The organism is Bacillus sp. AR4-2 (genome assembly GCF_008274865.1).
Taxonomy (GTDB): domain Bacteria; phylum Bacillota; class Bacilli; order Bacillales; family Bacillaceae_G; genus Bacillus_A; species Bacillus_A cereus.
Genome location: NZ_CP031062.1, coordinates 3,303,843 through 3,326,616, shown reverse-complemented (window position 1 = coordinate 3,326,616; position 22,774 = coordinate 3,303,843). Strand labels below are relative to the sequence as shown.

Below are 22,774 nucleotides of genomic sequence, written 5' to 3'. Positions count from 1 at the left end.
GAATGCTAGAATCTTGTTACAGAGTGGAAATGAAAAATCTTATAACATAGTAAATAAGTATAATATGTACTCTCTATGCGTATTGAACAGGCAGATAAGCCATTTAAAAACCCTCCATTTGGAGGGTTTTTAAATACATTTACATTAAATTTGTGGTGGTGCACCACCATAATCGCCAACACTATATGAAGGAGCAGGATAATGCCCATGAGTAGCAAGCTGATCTGTTTTAGAAAACTGAAAAATTCCCACCGTTAATACCCCAATAAAAGCAATGCCTGATAATAATAAGCTAATTTTTTTCATTATTTTAACACTCCTTTTGCGATTGATTTTTGTCTTGCTTGATAACAAATATGGAAATAGTCACTTACTTTTTGGTGGTTCTCTAATTGTCTGCATTTTGTGGCAAATAATTCGGCGTATTCGACAACATATTCCCATAATTCTTCTTCCTCAAAGTATAAGATTCCTTCTTGAATGATTTTTTCTAATTCTTCCAATGGAATATTTTCGTTTAATTTTTTTAAAATAGAGAAGTGGTGTGTGTATTCTTCGTTATGAATTTCTCTACAAATCTGTAGTCCCTTATCAATGAGTTGGCTGGCCGTTGATTGTTCTCCTAACTTATAATGTTCCTTAGCTTGTAGGAAGATGGCCTTGAAGTGTGTAGGGATTTTCTCTGTTACTTCTGAAAGGTGACGAATAGCTAAAGTAGACATACTTTGATCAGAATACAGCCACCCCATAGTATTTTTTACGTATAACAAGGAATCTTCTTCCCTATTTTTTTGTAGTAAATCAATTGCGCAATGTAGATATTCTTCTGCTTGTTCGTACTGTTTTAAATAGATGCAGCAACCACCTAGCAAACTATTACAAAAGGCTGTTTTTACTTCATAACCTTCGTACTTTGAAAAGATTGCTCTCGATTTATTTGCGTACTCGATAGAAGCGAGATTGTTATAGGTATGGTGATAGAAAGTAGCAATTCTATAGTAAAATTCAGCATGTTCAATTTCATCTGGTATAGCTACCAATATTTTTTCTGCTAGTTTATAATGTTCCTCTGCCTCAGTATAATTAGATATAAAAGTGGAATGAATGGATTTGAAAAAATGATAATAGAATTGTAGAAATTGATCTGTAGGCATATCATAATCGCTAATAGTATCAAAACTATTTTGTTGAATACCAAGGCTATCTGTTAAGACCTTGTAACGAAATTCGAGTAGTGAATAGTATAGTAACAAATTTTGATCCTGATGTTCTTGATCCGGCTCAATGCTTAACTTATTAATTTTTTCATCAATTTTCTTTTTTAGATTAGTAGCTTTTATAACTTGTTGAGATAGCATAGCTCGATACCAGTCGTTCAATAGAGAGGTTAATTGCTCATTTCCCTTTACTGAAACACTCATAATATACGCCCCCATTTTCTAAAAAAATCCTAATCCAATTTAATTATAAACATCATAACAAAATAGAAGAAAAAATGGAGTGATATTACAATATTTTTCAAGAAAATTCATAAAAAACAATCAATTTGTGTCGAATATACTTAGAATAAAACATCCAAAAAATTATCAAAAGATGATATGAGTCTTTATACGTTCTATCAGGTGGACTTAGAAACTGTGATTGAAGATTTATGAAATTTCCTTTTCTTAAAACGGATCAATTACATATTAATTTTTAAATTATTTTATCGGATACATATAGTATGTATCCGATAAAATATATAAATCTTGCGTATGTAAATAAGAAGACAATAAAGAAAACAAAAAAGAACTTGTAAGAATTCCTACAAGTTCTTTTTTAGATAATGTAAAAGGTGAAACAGACTATGTCATTATTTGTAATAGTAAAATTATCTTACGTATGGTTTTGTTTTATTTTATTTTATCATTTTAGCCAAGAAGACTCCTTCCTCAAGGGGCGTGAAGGGCCACAGTCCAGTGAGTAGGTGGGAGATGAATTGGCCTCGAACAAGAGATGGCAGGAAGCCATCTTAATTGTTCGACATATAGAAAGTATTACTCTACTATCTATCGAATGTACGTTTGGTGTATAATAGTCATATACCGAAATGGAGGTGAATCAAATAATGATTAATAAAGCCTATAAGTTTCGTATCTATCCAAATCAAGCACAAGCAATTCTAATCAACAAAACGATTGGGTGTTCTCGCTTTGTATTCAATCATTTTTTATCCTTATGGGATCACGCATACAAAGAGACAGGAAAAGGCTTGACCTATGGTATATGCTCTGCCAAACTACCTGCCATGAAGAAAGAGCTTGTTTGGCTAAAAGAAGTGGATAGTATTGCGATTCAGTCGTCTGTTCGCAACCTTGCGGATGCTTATACGCGCTTTTTCAAAAAACAAAACAGCGCACCGCGCTTTAAATCTAAGAAGAACAACGTACAATCTTATACCACAAAACAAACAAATGAAAACATTGCCGTTGTAGGGAACAAAATAAAGTTGCCGAAACTAGGCCTTGTTCGATTTGCCAAAAGTCGCGAAGTAGAGGGGCGTATTGTAAATGCTACAGTTAGACAGAACCCTTCTGGTAGATATTTTGTGTCACTATTAGTTGAAACAGAAGTACAAGAACTTCCAAAAACACATTCTTACATTGGAATAGATGTAGGACTAAAAGATTTCGCTATTTTGTCAGATGGAACACACTATGAAAATCCGAAATTTTTCCGATCATTAGAAGATAAGTTGGCGAAAGCACAGCGTGTTCTTTCTAGAAGAATGAAAGGATCTTCTCGCTGGAATAAACAACGAGTAAAGGTAGCTAGAATTCATGAATACATATCAAATACTAGAAAAGATTACTTGGACAAAATTTCAACTGAAATCATCAAAAACCACGATGTTATCGGTATAGAGGATTTGCAAGTATCGAATATGTTAAAGAATCATAAGTTAGCAAAAGCAATTAGTGAGGTATCTTGGTTGCAATTTCGATCAATGTTAGAATACAAAGCAAAATGGTATGGCAAACAAGTCATTGTCGTATCGAAAACATTTGCTTCTAGCCAATTATGTTCTTGTTGTGGATATCAAAATAAAGACGTTAAAAATCTAAACCTACGTGAATGGGACTGTCCTTCTTGTCGTACACACCATGATAGGGATATTAACGCAAGTATCAATCTAAAGAGTGAAGCGATAAGGCTTCTAACCGCAAGGACTGCGGGGTTAGCCTAATCAATTAGAGTTCGATAGAACTCTTTACTTAGGAATCCCTCACTTCTAAACGAAGTGAAAGTGGGGGTAGTTCAAAGAAGATGTACTATATTGAAGATTTGTTCTTATTGTTGATTAAAGGGAAATTTAAGACTGGTAAGGGGAAAGTGCATAAAAGAGAAAGTCTCCTTTATTTATTCTGAAAAGATAATTCAAAAAGCTATTTGTGTATAGAATAAGCTATGCATAAATTCATCAACATTGGTGATAATAAATAAGAGAATCAATATATAAGCATAAACTTGTTAAAGCTCAGTGTAATTCTATAAATAGTAGATGAAATTATCTGAAAAATAACATTATTTACTTTTCGAGTAGGATAAGTAGAAAAAAAGGAAGTTTTTCTTTGAAGAAAGCTCTTTTGACAGGAATAGATTTTTTCATAACTAGAACAAATAAATTAATAATCACATATACTGTATTGTCGTTAAAGCAAGACATTATTTTCTCAGAACAAGGGAATCACTAGAAAAATACGTGATTCCTTTATTCTTCAATATAATGTCAATAGTTGATTTGAAATAACCGAAGAAATAAAATTTTTGTTAATGGACAATCACATAATTTTAGGTATAGTAGGTTTATAATTTAGACTATAAAAATTAATGTATCTTTTATTATTTTAACCAAGAAGACTCCCTCCATAAGGAACTCACAGCAAGTATGGGTAAGTGGGAGTAGTTCAAAGCATGCAATATTGTTTGATTTGGCTAATACATAGATTTCTCATCTCAGAACTGGTGTAAGAATTATAATGTTTATACCATTCTATTGTATTTTCTAAAGTCTGTTGTAGGGACCATTTTGGCTGCCAATTAAGATTGAATTTTGCTTTGCTAATGTCAAGGTTTAGTAAATTTGCTTCATGAAAATTTATTGGATCTATATTTTCTGCTGTCCAATCCCCGCAGCCCCAAATATCTAGTAAACTGGTCACTAATTTTTCTACTGAAACAATATTGCTTAGGGATGGCCCGAAGTTCCATGCTCCTGAATAAAGGATACCATTATTTATAATTTTTTCTGTAAGGAGTAAATACCCGCTTAAGGGTTCTAGTACATGTTGCCAGGGTCTAATAGCAGTAGGGTTTCTAATAATAATGTTTTTGTTTGATTCTAATGCTCGTATACAATCAGGAATAATTCTATCTATTGACCAATCACCACCACCAATTACATTACCAGCTCGAACGCTTGCAATTATTTTCTTGTGTTGAGAAAAGTTTTCTTCTGAAAAGTAAGAATTTCGATAGGAAGAAATTAAAAGTTCGCAGCATCCTTTGCTTGAGCTATATATGTCATGGCCGCCCATAGGGTCAATTTCACGATAACCCCAAGGCCATTCTTTATTTTCATAGCACTTGTCACTTGTCACCATGATTCCTATTTTAGCTGATTCATGTAATCGAATTGCCTCTAGTACATTCATAGTTCCTACAACGTTTACCTCGTATGTTTCTCTAGGATATTCATATGAATACTTAACTAGAGGTTGGGCAGCTAAATGGAATACAATTTCAGGTTTATAATCTGTAAAAACCTTATTTAATTTATTAAAATCTCTAATGTCTCCACGAATATCAATTATATTATTTTGAAGGTTAGTAATGTTAAAGTTATCATTCTTATTTTTAGGATCTAATGAATATCCGATTACAGTAGCACCTAATTCATTCAACCATAGGGATAACCAAGAACCTTTAAAACCAGTATGTCCAGTAATTAAAATTGTTTTTCCGTAAAAAGCATTATTAAAGTTTTGGTTTAACAATTAGTCCACCTCCTTTAGTACCCTATTTTTAGGGGGTTAGGTATAAATGTTTATTATTTTTATACCAATTAACAGTTTTTATAATTCCTTCTTCAATATTAATTCTAGGTTCCCAGGAAAGAGAGTTTTTTATTTTTTGCACATCCGCTTCAGGAACCCATCTTTCATTTGTTCTAGAGGAAATTGCACCGTAATTTGGTCTGGAATTGGTTTTCAAATGTTTGAATAATAATTCTACATAATGTTTCAAGGGGTGAATAGTGCCGCTCCCAATATTAAAAATTTCATTTTGTACAGTAGTATTTTCTACTGCTAGGATACAGGCATCTATTACATTTTCTATATAACAATAATCTCTTAATTGATTACATAAAGTTAAATTTACATCTTTGTTTTGTAATACTCGCAAGATTATATAGCTAAAAATTTTATGCGGCTCTTCGCCTTCTCCGAATATGCCAAAAGGTCTTAATGTTATAAGATTAATATTGTTTTCGCTAGCAATTTGATGGGCGAGTATAGTAGCAGCAGCTTTGGTACTTCCATAGATATCCACAGGAGTTAGTAACATATTTTCATGAATAGGTTCCATCTTGTTACCGTATTCAGAACTACTCCCAAAATTGATGATTTTTTTACAATTCACCAATTTTGCTGCTTGAATAATGTTACAAGTCCCTATAACATTTGTTTCTATAGCATGGATGTAATCTGTATGGGCAGAATTTACACCATAGGCTGCCAGGTGAAAGATATAATCGGGATTAATTTTCTTTATTGCATCTTGTACTTGTTTTTTATCTCGTATATCTATTTCATAGGTTTCAATATATTTTAGAATATCCTTTAGTCTCCAAGAGTTTGATGGTGTTCTTATGAAAAGAACAATTTTTGCTTGTAAATTTAAAAGTCTTCGTGCCAAGTGAGAACCAATAAAACCGTATCCACCAGTAATAAGGAAAGTTTTATTTTTAAATGAAGCAATCATAGTGATAATCTATCCTTTATTAAGATGTATTTTTAGTTGCTGAAATAAATAGATTTATTTTTAAATAAGGAAAGTATCAGTCTTAATTGTGATGAGGGGAGGGGTATTTAAAATAATTTTTTATTGTTGTTGTATCAATTTGATCAGCAAATAAAGAGGAGGAAGGTTTTTGAAAGGTATTATGAAGGGTATGACATGTCTTATTCAATTGTTCAATATAAGGAATGTATATATAATCTAAAACTGCTGGAGGTAATTCTAAAGTTTCGTGTTTCCATAAATCGAACTCATTTGGATTAATAATTTGCATACTTCCAAAATGAAAAGCTATTAATTCATCTTGATCAATAAAAACTTTATTATCTGTTTTGGATATAGAACTGCTATTTAAAATGACATTCCAAGGTGCTGCATCAATACCTCTATGAGTCATGATTTTTATATTAGAAAAGATGTTAGGAATGTGATTTAAATATTTTTGATCACCCCATCTATCCATTTCAACATCATAATGATTATTACAATATTCTAGGCATTTATCTTTCCACCATGTTAAAATTTCTTTACTATTTTGATCGTTTTTGAAGCCTACTAAACCAGCTTGGTATATACCGTGTATGCTTTCAATTTCAGTAGAGCTTCTTTGAGGGCAAAGGAATACAGAGTATTTCCACCACTCATCAAGAATGATATTAGGTGCTGTAAAGAAATACATATCAGCATCACAATATATAATGTGATCAACTTCCGGATAAAGACTAAGGACATGTAGACATAGGGGCGCTTTTAATGTCCAACAATACTCTTGTAAACTTCTATCATTTTTTATACTGAGGAGTTCATGATTTTCAATTTCTTTTACCGGAATTAGTATGGCGTGCTTTAATTTTAATTTCTCTAATATTTGATAAGTTAGATCATCCATACAACAGATCCATACAGTAAATTTAGCGTTGAAATTTTCTAAGGAATAATAAGAGGTCAATCCTTGAATTAATCGTTCTTTACTTATAATCATGGAAAAGTTCATAAAATGATTGGATTGATTCATTTTTCTTCTTAATTGTGAATCTTTATATAAAGTTTGAGCTTTATTTATATCTTTTTTACTTAAAAATTGTTTAGTATCTTTATTGAATTTATCCTTTAATTGCTTTAAAACAAATTGAATTCTCTCTAAATACGGAGTGTAAATATGGTTTAATATATTATTGGGTATTGAAATTTCTCCCAAAGACCAAAGATCAAAATCATTTTCAGTAAAGATAGTAATACATGCAAAATGGTAAACAACTAGTTTGTCGTTTTCAATAAATATATCATTTTTAGTCTTGTCAATTTTATAATCGTTATTATATATACAGTTCCAAGGCGCAGCATTTATACCTAAGTTATTTGAAATTTTTACTTTTGGAAAATATATAGGGATATAATCTAAATACTTTTGGTCTCCAAATTTCCCCTCTTCAGCCTCGGCACTGCACCAATCTATACATTTATTTTTCCACCATCTTACACTTTTTAGTCCATAGAGATCATTCTTAAATCCAATTAGACCAGCCTGATATTTTCCGTACATTTTTTCTACCCAATCACGATCTCTTTGGGGGGTTAGGAAGATAGAATGGTCACCCCATTCCTCAAAAATAATATTAGGGTCAGAGAAAAAGCATAAATCACCATCACAATATAGAATAGATGGTAAATCATAATTGACCAATAAATATTCTATCAAGACAGATTTTAAAGTCCAACAATATTCATTTACTTTTCTTTTTCTCTTAATTGCTTTTAGTTCACGATCTTCTAATTCTTCAACTTGTAAAAGGTTTACATTAGTTAAACTCATTTCTTTTAATAGTGAATATGCAAAAGGATCTATACAACAAATCCACAATGTGAATTTTTCTGAGTACTGCATTAATGATTGCTGTAAAGCAATAATTTTCAAGACATACTCACTACCTACAATGACGCAGAAATGATTATTTAGATCATGTTGTTGATTATAGAATTGGGGATTAATTCTTTTTTGAGTATTTTTTTTGGAGAGATTTGAAGCTTTAATTCCTGTTGAAAGTGGGTTAACTATTTTCTCATTAGAGGGGATGTACAATCGAGGTAAACTTATTTTTTTATCATTAGAGTTCAATGCTTATTCAGTCCTCTCCACTAAAATTTATTTGGATTCCAACTTTCATTTACAGTTTTTAAATCTTTAGGTGTATCGACACTAGCCCAAAAGTCATTGTGTTCATAGACGGCGAGCTCATTGTCTTTTATTAAATTTCGAAGAGGATCTTCTTCTAGAACACAATCATCATTATTACTTAAATAATTGAATATTTCTTTGTTAAATACAAAAAAACCGCCATTAATTACTTCATCAAGTAATGGTTTTTCTTTAAAATCAATAGCAATTCCATCTTCGACCGCCAATAGGCCGTATTGACTATTTTTTTTAATTCCAGTTAATGTAGCAATTTTTCCTTTTTCTTTATGGAATGCTATTAGTTGATCAATATCTATATTGGCTAATCCGTCACCATAAGTTAATAAAAAGGTTTCACCCTGTACAAAGGATTCAAGTTTTTTTAGTCTTGCCCCGGTCATTGTATCAATTCCTGTATCTATAAAGTGTATATTCCAATTTTCTAATTTCTGAAGTAGCGTATATTGACTGGTTTTAAAATTCAAACTAAAGTCATTCTCTTTCCAGCTAAAGTCCATAAAATATTCCTTAATTTTCTCACCTTTATATCCTAAGGGTAAAATGAAATCAGAATGTCCATATTTTCTATACCAATTCATTATATGCAAGAGGAGAGGCTTTCCTTGAACTCGAACTAATGGTTTGGGAATGTCCTCTAAAATTCCTTGCATCCGAAGCCCTTTTCCGCCACACAAAATTATGACTTTCATAGATTTATTTCCTTCCTCTCTATATATTTTACTAATTTAAACTATGTAGTTTGTTTGGTAAATGTATACACGGTTGTACCATAATGACAATCAACTAAAAAAAATATGTTAGATTTATAATTCAGATGCTGATTAAACGTGGAGAATATACACTGTAGTTTATCATTAATTATATGTAAATTAGGTTCTTTTAAAATCTATGCTTTAGTTTATTTAATATTAATGAAAGAAATTGCTTGTTCTTAAGATAAAAGAAGGGGAAGGAAATCAAGGGAATTGAAGAAGCTTATAATGAAATATCCAAGAAGACAAAATATAAGATAAAGTATGGAAGTAAGTAGTCGTGAATGCACTACATAAGCAGAATATGCTGATCGCATAAATGATTATACAGAAATCAATAGAAGAATAACAAAGGGAATTAGCCATTTAAAGGAAAATGGAACAACTATTTTTACATTTTATAAATTCAAAAAAGAGCACCGCATAAAGGTGCTCTAGTGATGGAACTAATTTTGTAAAGAACTATTTATTCAATAAAGAAGGACTTACGAATTATTATATGAACGTTTTGTTAATTAAGTGTGTATCAATTAGACAGGAATTTTATTTTTCTACACCTATTTGATTTTACGGGCCAAATCATGTTAAAAGTAAGAAGAAAATTATTAAGTTAATGTTATTTTGTTTAAAATAACATCCCAATCGGAATCATCACCTTCCCATCTATCCTGATAACGTGGGAGTTCAATTGAACAAACCCTCGATATTCCCCAATTTTGTTCAACAATATTAGATATACCCTCCTTGAAATTAACAATAAGAATATTAAAATCCTTATTTGTAATTTTAGATAATACGTTTTGTAATTCAACCGCTTCATCTCGATTTCCCCAAATTCTAATGAATAAAATGGATTCACTACTATTTATTTTTTCAAGGAATCGATTAATTCTAGTGTCTAATTTAGCTTTAAAAGAAGGATAGGTTGATTTCAAATCCTTTTCGGAATTAATAGGAAAATCATGCATTGAAAAACAATTATAATAAGTGTCCTTTATACAGTAGGTAATTCGTTCTGCCCATTTAATTTGATTATCAAATTCTGATTCAATAAGACCGTAACTTTCTGAACCTTCTATAACCATATTTTCCAACTTCATGAATTTTTTAAATCGATTTTGAAGTAATCTGTTTACATCTGAAAGTGATGGATAATAAAACCAATCTAAAGGTCCAGAAAATGTTCTTAAATTGTGTCTTTTGATTTGGTTGGTGACTTGACACAATCCTCCTAAACTTACAATTACGCCATAGGATTTTTGTATATCTTCTAGGTTCATCCTCATCATCCTTTATAAAAGTAATTTAAATTATCTGTTCAGTATATGATGCAATAACATATTGATGTGGACCTATATATCACAGTACATAGAGCTAAGACATTTGTATAAATTTAAAAAGTCAAATACCTAAGTTGAGGGATTTCATCTTTGACGTTATATCATGGAGTTATTATTGGAATGAAAGCTGGTAGGGATATTGCGCCAGAGTTATATATTCTCCAGTAACTTAATTTAGAAACCTGTTCTTGATTACTGTAGTAAAATTGTTGTTCTTTTAAAAGAATCCTTAGATAAAAAAGAAAAATCTATTGGCTAGCATTTAACCAGTAGATTTTTCTTTTCATCTTCATAGTTTTCCTGCCTCTCTTAAAGTTATGATATATAATCTTTTAAAGACTGACACGGTGCATTTTTTTTCATAATGCACGCAAAAAAATCAGTTTAAGAATTATGTGAAATCGTGTCAAAAAATTAAAGGTAATTATATATGTATTTAAGATGATATCCATCTGCGTGTATTTTTTTAAATTTTTAGATAAATGCAATGATAATGGCTTCTTAAGAATTAATTTAGCACCTTGTTTATTTAGAAAAGCCCTATAAACCATTTAGTTCATAGTAAAAGTAATATATTTAATATTAAATGTCTTGCATAATGCGATAAAATTTCACAATTTTTTATCAATATATACAGAAAAAGGTAACGAAACTTAAGCGATATTTAATACTTTTCATATTTGTGAAGTATGTGAATTTGTTTATTTTAACATCTAAGATGTTAGATGTTGTTTTTTAAACATTACTTATCCGGATTCATGAAAAGTATTTTAATGAATTATTTTTATTTTATATAATAATATTTAGTTTTAATATTAAAACTAAAATATGGAAGTAACATAGGGGATTTACGCATATAGTAATGTTGATGGTAAAATTAACAAAATTTTCATTTAAATCAGATAAAACTATGATGTTTTTAACTTATAATCATGTTACTACGATGAAAAAATGGCTACTAATTAGTTAATTTAAAAATCAATTTTAGATAGGAAGAGGATAATGAAGACCAGAGATAGTTATAAAATTATTGTAATTGGTGCTGGGACAGCAGGACTATCTTCTACTGCACATTTATTACGAAATGTACCCCTATTGAAAGAAAGTATAGCAATTATTGATCCATCAAAAAAACATTACTTTCAGCCACTATGGAGTTTAGTGGGGGGAGGAATTGTTTCAAAGGAAAGTACGATGCGTAATCAGGAATCGCTTATTCCAAAAGGGGCAACGTGGATCCCTAAAAGTGTTGTTGAGTTATTTCCATCTGAAAATAAGATACTTTTAGATGACGGACTGCTACTTGAGTATGAAATTCTTATTGTAGCAGCTGGTATCCAAATAAATTGGGACAGTATTAAAGGCTTAAAAGAGTCTATTGGCACTAATGGGGTATGTAGCAATTATTCTTATACATATGTTGATTCTACTTGGAGAGAAATCGAAAAATTTAAAGGAGGAAATGCGCTTTTTACCCACCCTAATACTCCTATTAAATGCGGTGGTGCTCCACAAAAAATTATGTACTTAGCAGAGGAGTATTTTTGTAATAGTGGTGTAAGAAACAGAAGTAAAGTAATATTTTATTCTGCAAACAATAACATATTTCAGGTTCCACGATATGCAAATACTTTAGAACAAGTACTAGAAAGAAAGCAAATTATAACGAATTATAATAAAAATCTAGTGGAAATTATCGCCGAAAAGAGAGAGGCAATTTTTGAAGATACGCAAACACTAAAAAGAGAAACCGTACCATATAGTATGATACATGTTGTTCCGCCAATGGGGCCACCTAATTTTATTAAAGAGAGTGAGATAAGTGATCATCAGGGGTGGGTAGATATAAGCCCTTATACTTTGCAGCATGTGCAATATAAAAATATTTTTGGACTTGGAGATTGTACCAATTTACCTACCTCTAAAACTGGAGCAGCAATTCGAAAACAAATACCCGTCTTAAAACAAAATATTATGGACGTACTTAGCGGAAGAGATTTACAGGCTAAATATGATGGATATACATCATGTCCGATTGTTACAGGATATAAAAGTCTTATACTTGCTGAATTTAACTATGAACATGAGCCTCAAGAAACGTTTCCATTTAATCAAGCGAAAGAACGGTATAGTATGTTTTTACTTAAAAGATATATGTTGCCATATATGTATTGGAATTTAATGTTGAAAGGGATTCTATAGGAGAAGATAAAAAGTGGTTACAAAAATTGAAAATTAATTTGAAATAACTAATTGGAGGGAATAGCTATGCTTTTAAAATATTTTTATGATGAAAAATTAGCACATGCTTCCTATTTAGTCGGTTGTCAGAAAGAAGGCGTAGCAATCGTTATTGATCCTAGTCGCTATATAGAACAATATATAGAATTTGCTAAGAAAGAGGGGATGGAAGTAATTGCTGCGGCTGAGACTCATATTCATGCTGATTTTCTTTCTGGGTCTAGAGAACTTTCTAATCTTTACCATGCAAATTTATATGTATCTGATGAAGGAGATTGTGATTGGAAATATCAATATCTTAACGAAGGTCGATACAAATTGGTTAGAGAGGGCACAGAGTTTAAAGTAGGTCATATAAAATTTAATGTAATTCACACCCCAGGGCATACGCCTGAAAGTATTTCTTTTTTAGTAACTGATACAAGTCAAAATAATTATACGAATGATAAACCGATAGGAATATTCACAGGTGATTTTATATTTGTAGGAGATATAGGAAGACCGGATTTATTAGAAACTGCAGTCGGTATTAAAGATACTGCAAAAATAGGAGCGAAACAATTATTTGATTCTATACAAAAAATAAAAATACTTCCTGATTATTTGCAAATATGGCCATCACATGGTGCGGGAAGCGCATGTGGAAAAGCATTAGGAGCAATTCCAACTTCTACATTAGGTTATGAAAAGATGTTCAATTGGGCATTTCGGTGTAATGAAGAAAGTGATTTTATATCGACTTTATTGACGGGACAGCCAGAGCCTCCAAAGTATTTTTCATTAATGAAGAATTTAAATAAGTATGGTCCGCCAATTCGTAAGAAGAGAAAAAGTACTGCTATTAATACAGTAGAAGAACTTCAAGAAATTTTGAAGAGCGTTTATCAAATAGTTGATATAAGGGATGTAGAGAGTTTTGCTGCAGGTCATATCGAGAAGTCAATTAACATACCTTATAACAATTCTTTCACAACTTGGTGTGGATGGTTATTAGATTATAAAAAAGAAACTTTAATAATTCTAGATGAGGAAAAGGTTAAAGTAGAGGCAGTTATTAGAGAATTTGAATCTATTGGGTTAGATAATATTATTGCTTTTGCACCCTTAAAAGTAATACAAAGACTTGATAGATTTGAAAGTTACAAAGAAAAAACATCGATTGAATTATATCCGCATATAAAAGGTGGAAGCGTTAAGGTTATCGATGTGCGTAGTAAAAAAGAGTGGGAGGAAGGACACCTTCATGATGCAATACATATCACTTTAGGTAATCTATTTGAACAACTAGATTATATACCGAAAGATTTTCCAATAGTTTTGCAATGTCGAACCGGATTACGTTCCGCTATAGCAGCTAGTATTTTACAAAGAGCTGGTATAAAGGAAGTAGTGAATTTAAAGGGAGGATTTCTTGCATGGAAAGAAGAAGGGCTTCCTTATACAACATGCAATCTCAATGTGTAGGAAAATATTATATGCTAGGTAAGAATAATTAAAAGAAGTTATAGATGACGTGTTAGAAAAGGGAATCATAATTGTCGCAGATTCAGGAAATACATTAGGATTATTAATTGATTATCCAGTTAAATATGAAAATGTAATATTTGTTTTAGCATTAAATAATTTAACATTGGATCCATCTTTTATGGAATGGCAGTGTTGGAAGTACTTAGGTATTATCAATAAGAACCTAATTTAAAATTCTCTTGGATGCAAGAGAATTTTTTTATTGGGAATAGTAAGGGGGAGGGGAGGTGCATTACATATGGGAAAAGGTAGAAGTAATAATGCTGGTAAAAAGCAACCAAATTTTGATGATTCATCTAATTTTGCTAAACAAAGCCAACCGACAGAAAAGAAGAAGAAATAAGAACAGGAGCTCTCTTGATAAAGGGAGCTCCTGTTAAAAGTGGACTGACGTTTCAGAATAACATATCGATGGATTAACCCAATAGCCATAAATACAAGGTTTTAATTTTTCGAAGGGCACCTAATTTAATATTATTGTCCCGCTTTTTTATACTTATTGACGCGTTAAATCCATTTAAAATGCTCCTTAATGGCGTTGGGCGTGACCTTCATTAAAATTTTTTAAACCTAATGGGACTTACCATTAAGAGGGCGAGGATTAAAGTAATCCATGCATTACTATATGAAAACAATGCCATACCAGCCAATGATAATCCTGCAGCTGGAATAGGTAATCCCTTAAAATATCCAATAGTTGGTTTAATACTAAATTTAGCTAATCTTAAAGCACCCATTGTTGGGAATAGGATAAATGCCAAAGAAGTTAAAATAGAAGGTGTTGCTATCGTATGAAATAAAAGCGCAGGAGCGACGCCGAAACTAACAATATCAGCTAAGGAATCCAATTCTACGCCAAACTCACTGTTCACTTTTAATTTTCTTGCAATTCTTCCATCAAGAAAATCTAAAACAGCTGAAAAGAAAATGAGAATGGAGGCTGCTCCTAAATATTCACTCATATTCAAGGTGATTGAGAAAACACCGCACAATAAATTTCCAATCGTAAATAAATTCGGTATAACTTTTACAAGCTGATTAAACAAGTTTGTTCCTCCTAAATTAATTAAACTTCACATTTCTGTAGCAATTTCTATATATTCTTCCGTTATTCTTAAAAATATATGACCACTGTATTACTGTAAGCTAATTAAATTTCGATAAGAGAAAAATTGATTTCTTAAATGTTCCACTGGTTTATAAAAATGTTTAATCATTTTCAGTACGCGTTATTGAATATTAGCACCTGATAGTTGATATTTCGAGTAGTCAGGGATTTTCCGGTTCTGGTGCAAAAAATTCAAGGTAATTAAAAATAATCTCTAAAAAGGAGACATAATGATACTATTATTTTAAAAAGGTTCGTGGTTGGTATCGAATATAAAAAAATAGAATTTTTATACAAAAATCACCCGAAAGGGTGCCTTTTGTACCTCTTAAAATGACTGAAGATGTGTTTACTTGAGTTCATTAGGTAGTTAGAGGTTGATAGACTATCTTTAACGAAAATGTTGAGTAGTTCATCTTCATTATATATCAATTTAATAATGATTGGGGATTTAGAAAGTTCCATGGAAAGTACATATCAACCTGATTGGAAGATTGGAAATTTAATAACTGGTGATACATTTTACTTAACGCAACATTTTGGTGCGCAAATGAAAATTTTTAAAGTCCACACAAATGGTACCCTAGAACGATTCCAAACAATAGAACCAGAATTAAAATAAAATTTTTGTAGCATCAATTAAATTCATTTCTTTTTATGCAAACACACTTTCAGCGGAACTAACTTCTTCACTATTTTGCGCTGGAAAGACTTTATAAAAAATGGTTACGTTTTCTGATCTTGAAATAACCCTCTCAAATTGCAATCCTGCTTTTTCTAAAAGCTTTACTGCATCAACAATAGAAGTAATTGCTACAAAAGTTTTTCAAATAAAATTTATAAAAGCTTGATAGGTAATACCAAGGGAAAAGACCGTAGCTACTATATGTGCAGTCCATTTAGGCATATTTAAATTTAATACGGTATTGTACAACATTCCATATACGATACAAATGATTAATATGAATGCAATGAATTGAAGAACTAATAAAAATAGCGGTTGTTCCATTTATTCTCACTTTCTTTATTTGATATATTAATATAATTTATTTAAATGTGAAAGTTTTATTTCTATGAATTTCCAAAAAATGTGATATGAAAGGCATAGTAGTAATCACAAGAATTACTGCAAAACTATAATGGAAATAAAAGTATTATGACGAGATCAGTAAAATAGTAAAGAAGGTCACCATTCACGGCGACCTTCTTTACTATGCGTTATACCCAAATAATTTTAAATCTTCTCCTGAATCTGAAATGATTTTCTCAAATCGTAATCCTACTTTTTCTAAAAGCTTTCCTGAGGCGATGTTATCTATAGAAGTAATTGCTACAATTCGTTTCATGCTGAGCTTTTGTACACCGTATTCGATTATCGCAGAAGCTGACTCGTAGCCGTATCCTTGTGAACGGAATGTCTCTAAAAAGGCAAATCCGATATCAACATCTTCTAATGAATCTCTTTTAATAAGGCCACACATACCAAGTGGAGTGAGATCTTCTTTTCGTTCTACTAAGTAAAGGCCAAATCCGAGTTTGTTATACATATCGATGGGACCGTTTACAATATAATTTTTTGCATCTTCTAAGTTTCTAACTCCTTTGTCACCGATAAACTGAATCCATGCAGGATCGTTTACTAACTCAAGAATAAAAGGAGCGTCTTTTATATCAAACCAACGAAGGTTAAGACGTTCGGTTTCAAGAACTATCAATTATTACACCACCTTTAAAAAGTTATAACAATTAGTATGGATTGTGTAAAACAAAAGTGCAACATATTTTAAAGGAGCTTTGTTTGTTCACATAAAGTTCGTTTGTTTTGTATAGAGAGATATTTTATAATTAGGATTGATTGTAAAGAGTGAGATGCTTATACAATGACTCCTAGGTGACTAGGAGTTTTTACTATATAACTATCATTATTACTAAATATGACACACTACACATTCTACTCAAGGAGGTACATAATGAAGAAATTATATAATGCATCGTTTACGTATTTGATTATCGGTTTATTATCAGGGATTTTCGCTAGGGAGTATGGTAAGTATAAAGGGATTTTAGGATCTACTTTGTTAAATCTTTTGCATACACATACACTTGTACTTGGCTTTTTCTTCTTTTTAATTGCTTTAGGATTAGCAAAAGTATTCGCGTTTCATGAAGTGCAAGGGTTTAATAAGTGGTTTGTTTTACATAACATTGCATTAACATTAATGTTAGGTTCGCTAGCAGCGAGAGGGCTTCTTCAGTTAAATGGAGCTGACTTTAAAGGGTTAACTTATATTGTAGGATTTTCTCATTCGTTGATGGCAGTTACTTTAATTTGGTTTATGTTGTTAATAAAGAAATCGTTTAAAATGTAGTGGAAAAGAACTTGTAGCGTGTGCTGCAGGTTCTTTTTTGTATGTTTAGGTTTAAAAATCTCATTTTTCTAATTATTTTGCATAAAGATGGTATACTTGTTTTAAATTTAAAAAGGAGAGTTGATTATGGAAATAACAATTGAACATGTAGTAAATGAATTAAAAGGCATACTTCCTGAAGATCGAGTAGTAATAAATATGACAGTACGAGAGTTACATAGTAAAGATGAATCTTACCATGTTAGTAGTTTACCTGATGTAGTTGTTTTTCCAAAAACGACCGAAGAAGTTAGCGCGATAATGAAAATAGCGAGTCAGCACGGAACAGCTGTCGTTCCATTTGGAGTAGGGTCCAGTTTAGAGGGACATGTAATTCCTTACGAAAAAGGAATTACAATGGACTTTTCTCTTATGAACAAAATACTTGAAATAAGAGAAAAGGATTTTCTTGTGAGAGTACAGCCAGGGGTGACGCGCTCTCAGCTTAATAAAGAATTGAAAAAGTATGGATTATTTTTTAGTGTAGACCCAGGAGCTGATGCAACGTTAGGAGGAATGGCTGCTACAAATGCGAGCGGAACGACAGCGGTAAAGTATGGGGTAATGCGTGATCAAGTCCGAGATTTAGAAGTCGTTCTTGCTGATGGAGAAGTAATACATACCGGGAATTTAGCGGCGAAGTCATCATCAGGTTATCATTTAAATGGTATTTTCGTAGGCTCAGAAGGAACACTTGGATGTTTCACGGAGTTAACTTTAAAAGTATACGGTATACCAGAACATGTTATGGCTGCGAGGGCATCGTTTCCAACTATAAATGATGCAGTAGAAGCTGTAATTAACATATTACAGGCAGGTATTCCAATCGCGAGAATTGAACTCGTTGATGAATTATCTATGAAACAAGTAAATCATTACAATGAAACAAGTTACAGAGAAGAACCGACACTGTTTTTAGAGTTTCACGGTAATGAAGCAGGGTTAAAGCAAGATATTGAATTTACGAAAGAAATCGTTCTTGATCATAAATGTATAGAAATTGCATTTGAGATGGAAACAGCAGCGAGAAATAAACTGTGGGATGCAAGACATAACTTAGCGTACTCTTACGTGCATAGTTATCCTGGTAAAAAGCTAATGAGTACAGACGTATGTGTGCCAATTTCGGAATTAGCTGGAGCGATTCAACATGCAAAAGAGGTATTAGATAAAGTAGGGCTTATTGGCGGTATTCTCGGTCATGTTGGGGATGGGAATTTCCATGTACTCTTAATGATTGATACAAATGATAAAGAGGAAGTGAAGAAGGCAGACGAAATAAATGAAAGTATCGTTCAGTATGCTCTTAAACGAGGAGGAACGTGTACAGGAGAACATGGCGTTGGAATCGGAAAACGAAAGTATCAAGAAGAAGAGCATGGGGCAGCATTATTTGTAATGGAGAAAATAAAGAAAGCTCTTGATCCGCAAAATATTTTGAATCCGAATAAGGTGTTTCAATTAAAAGATAGGGGCTGAGTGGATGAAAGTACTAGAAGCGATAAGTAATGTAGCTGGAATGTATTTTGCATTTTGGACCGGCTGCTGCACTCCCAAGTGTATTAGCGGCAGTATGGCATAACATTGCAGGGCCAATATTAGCAACCATCTGGTCAAAAAATGCAAAAAATGAAAAGAATACTTTTAGCGATGAAAATGTATTAATAAATATAGAAAAATAGGAATGATAAATAATGCAAAAACGTATTGTACATTTTGAAGGAATGGTTGTATTTTTAGCCACGATTTATATGTATTCGATATATGAGTTTAGTTGGATTATATTTTTTGTATTCCTTTTAGCGCCGGATCTATCAATGTTAGCATATGGGATTAATAATCACGTTGGTGCGAAAATATATAATGTATGTCACACATATATCATATCCATATTAATTGTTCTAATAGGTGTCTATTTTAAGATAGATACCGTTATAATGATTGGCTTAATATGGACAGCACATATTGGAATGGATCGAATGTTTGGATATGGATTGAAATATGAGACGGGTTTTAAGGATACTCATATTCAGAGGTTATAAGAAAAAGTATTCATATTTACAGCGGATTTATTAAAATATTGAACGAAATTCAGTGAATGAATTTCGTTCAATTGTTGAGAAATATATATATAGATAGATATAAAAAATCGAATTATGTTATTTTTATGATAATTAAAAGAAGGAGAGTGGATTTGATGAATATACAAATCACTGGCAATGAATTAATTACTAAGATGCTGAATGATTGGTATCGAGATATTAGAGCTCAACGTATAAGTGAAGCAAAAAAATTAAAAGGGGAGATCGATAAAAAGCTTTATATTATCGAATCAGATGTAAAGGTTTCATTTCACTATTATCTGTTAGAATTTCGATATAAAGTGTTAATAGATGGTTTAGGTAATTTGAAAAAAGCTTTTGATAAAATAGATGCATTGCCTAAACCAAATGATGAATATTCTAATTATTATTATTATTTATTCAAAGCCATTCATTATACAATTCTTACTAATTATAGTGAAGCTAGCAACTATTTTGAAAAAGCTGAAGGGTTATTAGAGCATATTTCAGATGAAATTGAATATGCAGAGTTTAATTATAGAGTTGCTATATTAAAATACCACTTGCATTACGCATATTCAGCTATTGAATACGCTTCAAAAGCAAGAGATATCTTTGTTAAACAAGCAGGGTATGAAGTGAACATAGCGCTGTGCGAAAATATATTAGGATTATCTTTTTCGGAATTAAAGCAGCATGATAAAGGTGAGGAATATATTGCGTCAGCAATAAACATTTTACAAAAAAATGATGCTGAAATGTTAGTATTAAGAATCAGACATAATTTAGGTTTATTGTATGCGAGTCAAAATCTTTCAGTTTTAGCAATTAGACACTTATCTGAGGTTTCTAAAAAAATGCCTACTCATTATAAGGCAATCTTTTTAGAGGCAAGAGAATATTATAAATTAGGTGAAATAGAAAAAGCGAAGGAATTAATTGAAAGTGGATTGAAGGTTTGTGAGGAATTAAAAAATGATGAATATAGATATCACTTTTTAATTCTAAAGGGATTTTGTCAGCATTTAGAGGTAGAAAAAATAGAAAAAATTATTCTCGAAGGTTTTTCTTACTTTGAAAGAAAAAATTTATCGGAGTATATTCACGAATATACTGAAAGTCTGGCATTAGAGTTTCATAAAGTAGGTAATATAGAAAAAGCAGAAAAGTATTTTTTTATGAGTTATGAAATAAAAAAGAGAATACTTGAAAAAGAAGCATTGAAATAAAGAAAAAACTTGGATTATCTATAATGGGAATAGCAGCTGGAGTTATGGGGTTTTATGGTAGAAGGTCTTTGTAATAAATTAGCTCAAAGTGGATATGGTGGAACGTTTATAATTATAAAACCTAATGAAAATCCATATGCTGTCTCTGAAGATACAACGATGCCTGCAAAACAAATCTTCTATTGAACGTGGGTAATTAAACAAGTCACAAATTATAATTTGTGACTTGTTTAAGGTTGGATACTAAATGTGTTGCTTTCAATATTGAAAGCAACTTTTAAGTTTGTGATTAATAGTTAACTTAATAAATTTTTGGGTTAAAATAAAAACAAATTTTTAATCAAGTGCCACAAAAAGTACGATAAGGGCGATTCGTCGGTGCAGGCGGAGCGCAGTATTCTTCTTGATCTGTAGAATACGCATAAGGGTTTGATAAAGCTTCAAGAAGTTTCTCCATTACGCTATAGTCGTCATTTGTAACAGCTGCTTCTAATGCTTCTTCTACACGGTGGTTCCTCGGGATGATTGATGGGTTATTATTTTTCATCATCTCGTAGGCGTTTTCTTTCGATTGTTCTTGTCTGTCTAATCGAGATTGCCACAGTTTGTACCATTCTTTAAATTCAGGACTTTCAAATAGAGCTGTATTTTCGATAGCATCAAGAGTTAATGAACGGAATGTATTTGTGTAATCCGCTTTATATTTCTCCATCATTTTTAAAAGTTGCTCAATAAATGAGTGATCTTGTTCTTCGTTGCTAAATAGTCCTAATTTCTTTTTCATTCCAAGGAACCACTGTTTTTCATACTGTACGCTAAATTTCGAAATTTCGTCTTGAGCGATTTTTAATGCTTCTTCTTCATCTTCGTGCAGAATTGGTATTAAAGATTCAGCTAGTCGTGCTAGATCCCATGCGGCCATATATGGTTGATTTCCATATGCATAACGACCTTGTGTGTCAATAGAGCTAAATACAGTTCCTTGGTCGTAATTGTCCATAAATGCACAAGGACCGTAATCAATTGTTTCGCCACTGATCGTTATATTGTCAGTGTTCATTACGCCGTGAATAAATCCAACAAGTTGCCATTTTGCGATAAGACTGGCTTGTCTTTTAATGACTTCTTGTAGTAATGCAGTATATCGGTTTTCATGAGATTCAATTTCTGGGTAATGCCTTTTTATCGTATAGTCAGCTAGTGATTTCAGGTCCTCTATTGAACCACGAGCTGCAGCATATTGAAATGTACCGACGCGAATATGGCTACTAGCTACTCTAGTTAAAATTGCTCCAGGTAACTTTGTTTCACGATAGGTTGGTTCACCGGTTGTGACAACTGCTAAACTGCGGGTAGTTGGAATATCGAGTGCATACATTGCTTCGCTAATAATATATTCACGTAGCATCGGACCGAGTGCAGCACGGCCATCTCCTCGGCGTGAATAGGGAGTAGGGCCAGAACCTTTCAGTTGAATATCGAAACGCTCACCGGAAGGAGTAATTTGTTCGCCAATTAAAAGAGCACGACCGTCGCCTAACATATTAAAATGTCCGAATTGATGACCAGCATATGCTTGAGCTAATGGATGAGCTCCTTCTGGGAGTGCATTACCAGCGAAAATAGCAATTTCAGCTTCCTTTTTCAGTTCTTCAGGGGTCAAGCCAAGAGATATCGCTAATGAATGGTTTAGTTTAACTAACTCCGGTGAACTTACGGGAGTAGGGGGGATTTCTGTATAAAATGATTGTGGTAAAGTCGTATAACTATTATCTAAATTCCAACCTGTTTCATTATTTTTAGTCATTGTATCTCCTCCTTTTTGTATTTTAAGTTATGTATTTGTACG

General features: G+C 31.9%; 21 protein-coding genes. 10 read left to right on the top strand and 11 right to left on the bottom strand.

From position 1 onward, the window contains the following. Positions 1–144 precede the first annotated feature (144 nt). On the bottom strand, positions 145–306 hold the full coding sequence (locus DN399_RS28140) for a hypothetical protein (RefSeq protein ID WP_000724107.1): 162 nt from the start codon (positions 304–306) through the stop codon (positions 145–147). Next, positions 306–1,421, bottom strand: a complete 1,116-nt coding sequence (locus DN399_RS17140; protein WP_000116953.1) for a Rap family tetratricopeptide repeat protein — start codon at positions 1,419–1,421, stop codon at positions 306–308. Before DN399_RS17140 ends, DN399_RS28140 begins: the two co-directional genes overlap by 1 nt. A gap of 686 nt (positions 1,422–2,107) precedes the next feature. Here DN399_RS17140 and tnpB point away from each other — a divergent pair. Next, entirely contained in the window at positions 2,108–3,226 is a 1,119-nt protein-coding gene (tnpB, locus tag DN399_RS17135; protein WP_006922732.1) for an IS200/IS605 family element RNA-guided endonuclease TnpB, read from the top strand. Positions 3,227–3,947: 721 nt separating this feature from the next. Here the strand turns inward: tnpB and rfbG are convergent. From rfbG to DN399_RS17110, 5 genes are all read right to left on the bottom strand, one after another. Next, positions 3,948–5,036: a CDP-glucose 4,6-dehydratase gene (gene rfbG, locus DN399_RS17130; protein WP_000934345.1), complete on the bottom strand. Its 1,089-nt coding sequence runs from the start codon at positions 5,034–5,036 to the stop codon at positions 3,948–3,950. 28 nt (positions 5,037–5,064) lie between these two features. Beyond that, entirely contained in the window at positions 5,065–6,024 is a 960-nt protein-coding gene (locus tag DN399_RS17125; RefSeq protein ID WP_000561952.1) for an NAD-dependent epimerase/dehydratase family protein, read from the bottom strand. An 82-nt stretch (positions 6,025–6,106) separates the two neighbouring features. Beyond that, entirely contained in the window at positions 6,107–8,176 is a 2,070-nt protein-coding gene (locus DN399_RS17120; protein WP_006922731.1) for a hypothetical protein, read from the bottom strand. A 20-nt stretch (positions 8,177–8,196) separates the two neighbouring features. After that, a complete protein-coding gene (locus DN399_RS17115) occupies positions 8,197–8,946 on the bottom strand; it encodes a sugar phosphate nucleotidyltransferase (RefSeq protein WP_000864434.1) in 750 nt (249 codons plus the stop codon). 668 nt (positions 8,947–9,614) lie between these two features. Beyond that, on the bottom strand, positions 9,615–10,289 hold the full coding sequence (locus DN399_RS17110) for a papain-like cysteine peptidase (RefSeq protein ID WP_001047153.1): 675 nt from the start codon (positions 10,287–10,289) through the stop codon (positions 9,615–9,617). A 1,062-nt stretch (positions 10,290–11,351) separates the two neighbouring features. Between DN399_RS17110 and DN399_RS17105 the strand changes: the two genes are divergently transcribed. Both DN399_RS17105 and DN399_RS17100 read left to right on the top strand, forming a co-directional pair. Continuing rightward, the gene (locus DN399_RS17105) at positions 11,352–12,551 is read left to right on the top strand and encodes an FAD/NAD(P)-binding oxidoreductase (RefSeq protein ID WP_000857313.1); all 1,200 of its coding nucleotides are present in this window, start codon (positions 11,352–11,354) and stop codon (positions 12,549–12,551) included. A 66-nt stretch (positions 12,552–12,617) separates the two neighbouring features. Beyond that, a complete protein-coding gene (locus DN399_RS17100) occupies positions 12,618–14,054 on the top strand; it encodes an MBL fold metallo-hydrolase (RefSeq protein WP_000925322.1) in 1,437 nt (478 codons plus the stop codon). A gap of 617 nt (positions 14,055–14,671) precedes the next feature. On the opposite strand, the gene pssA is transcribed toward DN399_RS17100, so the two are convergent. After that, positions 14,672–15,163, bottom strand: a complete 492-nt coding sequence (gene pssA, locus DN399_RS17090) for a CDP-diacylglycerol--serine O-phosphatidyltransferase (protein ID WP_000483080.1) — start codon at positions 15,161–15,163, stop codon at positions 14,672–14,674. Positions 15,164–15,664: 501 nt separating this feature from the next. On the opposite strand from pssA, the gene DN399_RS17085 reads away from it, so the two are divergent. Next, positions 15,665–15,847: a DUF5065 family protein gene (locus tag DN399_RS17085; protein WP_002000399.1), complete on the top strand. Its 183-nt coding sequence runs from the start codon at positions 15,665–15,667 to the stop codon at positions 15,845–15,847. Positions 15,848–16,051: 204 nt separating this feature from the next. Here the strand turns inward: DN399_RS17085 and DN399_RS17080 are convergent, their stop codons facing one another. Together DN399_RS17080 and DN399_RS17075 are read right to left on the bottom strand one after the other, a co-directional pair. Then, positions 16,052–16,234 (bottom strand): hypothetical protein, encoded by a 183-nt coding sequence (locus DN399_RS17080; protein WP_000437513.1) that lies wholly within the window; start codon positions 16,232–16,234, stop codon positions 16,052–16,054. 202 nt (positions 16,235–16,436) lie between these two features. Continuing rightward, the gene (locus tag DN399_RS17075; protein WP_088351088.1) at positions 16,437–16,940 is read right to left on the bottom strand and encodes a GNAT family N-acetyltransferase; all 504 of its coding nucleotides are present in this window, start codon (positions 16,938–16,940) and stop codon (positions 16,437–16,439) included. A gap of 255 nt (positions 16,941–17,195) precedes the next feature. Between DN399_RS17075 and DN399_RS17070 the strand changes: the two genes are divergently transcribed. The 6 genes from DN399_RS17070 to DN399_RS28455 all read left to right on the top strand — a co-directional run bounded on the left by DN399_RS17070 (position 17,196) and on the right by DN399_RS28455 (position 21,111). Beyond that, entirely contained in the window at positions 17,196–17,594 is a 399-nt protein-coding gene (locus DN399_RS17070) for a DUF2871 family protein (RefSeq protein ID WP_000737896.1), read from the top strand. Between the two features lie 126 nt (positions 17,595–17,720). Beyond that, on the top strand, positions 17,721–19,112 hold the full coding sequence (locus DN399_RS17065) for an FAD-binding oxidoreductase (protein WP_000406580.1): 1,392 nt from the start codon (positions 17,721–17,723) through the stop codon (positions 19,110–19,112). Between the two features lie 47 nt (positions 19,113–19,159). After that, positions 19,160–19,315 carry a transporter gene (locus tag DN399_RS17060; RefSeq protein WP_000545391.1) on the top strand — a complete coding sequence of 52 codons (156 nt, stop codon included), beginning with the start codon at positions 19,160–19,162 and terminating at the stop codon, positions 19,313–19,315. A gap of 12 nt (positions 19,316–19,327) precedes the next feature. Beyond that, entirely contained in the window at positions 19,328–19,675 is a 348-nt protein-coding gene (locus DN399_RS17055) for a DUF4260 domain-containing protein (RefSeq protein WP_001172064.1), read from the top strand. Positions 19,676–19,830: 155 nt separating this feature from the next. Next, positions 19,831–20,925, top strand: coding sequence for a response regulator aspartate phosphatase (locus DN399_RS17050; RefSeq protein ID WP_001025508.1), 1,095 nt, complete (start codon positions 19,831–19,833; stop codon positions 20,923–20,925). Between the two features lie 54 nt (positions 20,926–20,979). Further along, positions 20,980–21,111, top strand: coding sequence for a hypothetical protein (locus DN399_RS28455; protein ID WP_000229167.1), 132 nt, complete (start codon positions 20,980–20,982; stop codon positions 21,109–21,111). Positions 21,112–21,265: 154 nt separating this feature from the next. Here the strand turns inward: DN399_RS28455 and DN399_RS17045 are convergent, their stop codons facing one another. After that, positions 21,266–22,732, bottom strand: coding sequence for a protein adenylyltransferase SelO (locus DN399_RS17045; RefSeq protein ID WP_006926295.1), 1,467 nt, complete (start codon positions 22,730–22,732; stop codon positions 21,266–21,268). Positions 22,733–22,774 lie beyond the last annotated feature (42 nt).